Origin of the sequence: Leifsonia sp. SIMBA_070, assembly GCF_046534635.1 — a bacterium.
In the GTDB taxonomy this organism is placed as follows: Bacteria; Actinomycetota; Actinomycetes; order Actinomycetales; family Microbacteriaceae; genus Leifsonia.
Map to the genome: position 1 here is coordinate 1 of NZ_JAWRYK010001005.1, position 232 is coordinate 232.

1 protein-coding gene is annotated in these 232 nt (G+C 73.3%); it reads left to right on the top strand.

Features of this window, described 5'->3' with window-relative positions:
- Positions 1-232, top strand: a 232-nt coding sequence (locus SB754_RS23180; protein WP_410784586.1) for an LpqB family beta-propeller domain-containing protein, incomplete at both ends; no start/stop codon positions are given.

Here is a 232-nt window from a genome sequence, read left to right on the forward strand (position 1 = left end):
GTCGCGGACAACGAGCTGACCCCGGTTCCGGGCACCCTGGGCGAGACCCGCAACCTGGTCTCGGCGGATCTCTCGGCGGATGGTGGCCGGGTGGCAGCGGTGTCGCAGAACCCCGCGCCGGGTCCGGCGCCGGCGCTGGCGCTCTCGATCGGTGACTACGGCGCCGGGGTGACCCCGGTCATCGAGGGCGGCAAGATCACGCGGCCGTCGTTCGCCGGTGATTCCCAGACCG